This window comes from Glutamicibacter sp., from assembly GCF_035257265.1.
In the GTDB taxonomy this organism is placed as follows: Bacteria; Actinomycetota; Actinomycetes; order Actinomycetales; family Micrococcaceae; genus Glutamicibacter.
The window spans coordinates 1-1,224 of the sequence record NZ_DATEXC010000010.1 but is presented as its reverse complement, the minus strand read 5'-3'; the positions used below and the strand labels follow the sequence as shown (position 1 = coordinate 1,224).

At 57.4% G+C, this 1,224-nt stretch carries 2 protein-coding genes; both read right to left on the bottom strand.

All coding sequences use genetic code 11. The annotated features are described in order from the left end of the window. Window positions 1-253 (bottom strand): hypothetical protein (locus tag VJ369_RS00660; RefSeq protein WP_324090234.1); only part of this gene is annotated, 253 nt, incomplete at its 3' end. Window positions 254-305: 52 nt separating this feature from the next. Continuing rightward, window positions 306-1,224: hypothetical protein (locus VJ369_RS00655; protein WP_324090233.1), on the bottom strand; the 919-nt coding region annotated here is incomplete at its 5' end.

The following is a 1,224-nucleotide window of genomic DNA, read 5'->3' as shown; positions in this document are numbered from 1 at the left end:
TCATGAAATGCGTGCGCAGGCGGGCAAAACGGCGTGGGTCTTTGAGTATAGGGATCAGCAGGCCAGGAAATTGAAAGCGCAACAGGCCCGTTTTACGGGCATTTCTGCCTATCTCAGCGCTAAATATGGCCGCGATCCCGTCATAACGGGTATCTCCCTCCGTGTAGCGCCATTCGACAATCGTCCTCGTCAACCGTGTCGCTGATTCCCATATCCACTTGGAATCATGTTCGCCGCCGAGTTCTCGAAACACGCGGTTGATTTCCTGGACGCGGAGTTCGTGAATACTCCATGATCAAGTTTTTTTAGGTTGACATCACCGGCACGTTCCGCATGACTTCGTGCGCTCGGTACTTCAAGGAAGGAGTCGGCTCGAGTCGTCCCAATTGACGCTGGATCATATGCTTGGTGGACCGGCTGAGGGCAAACACCTCGTGTAGGGCTTTGGTGAAGCGCTTGAGTTGATCCTGAGGATGGTCGGACGACACGAGGTCGTCGATGACATCGGCCAGACACTCCACTTGCACGTGTGCTCGTAGACTCCCCACAGTGTATGCGGGCAGGTTGTTTTTAAGCTGGTGCTGTTGGTCGGGATGCACGAAGAGACTGTGATCAACCAGCAGGCTCAGGATCACGCTGTGGCGTGCGCCCTCTTCGCCGGGCTGCTTGGTCAACGGGCTCCAGCCTTCATACGACTTCCAGTCCTGAATAAAAACCTCCACGAGCCACCGTAGAGAGTGGCCCTGGACAATATCAAGCGTCCGCCAGCTCAGGTCGGAGGCGATCAGATAGCGATAGGTCTCCTCCTCGGCATATTTGAGCGCCACGATGAACCGCTTGGTTTTGTGGGAACAGACGTATAAACGCGCGCTGCTGACCCATACCACCACCTCCTCACCCCCCCGGATGCGGATGGTGTGGGGCGTCCCGGGATGGGTGACAAAATAGTCGGCCACGTACTGTTCGCGTTTCCCGGCGCGAATGTTCTGATTGCTGCGGATTTGGGAGAGGACTTGCACGCCACCGAACATGGCCGAGGCCTCATCGACAAAGGCTCCCGTGCCATAGAGGGCATCCGCCACGATACAGTGCACCCGGATGTCGGGATGTTGGGCCTTGAACGCCGCCAGCAAGCGCAAGGCGAGTTGCTGTTTGGTGGGATACTGGGCATTGGGCGCCGGTTTCGGGGGCCGCTGTTTTGGGGGGACGCCTTGCTTCTTGAGC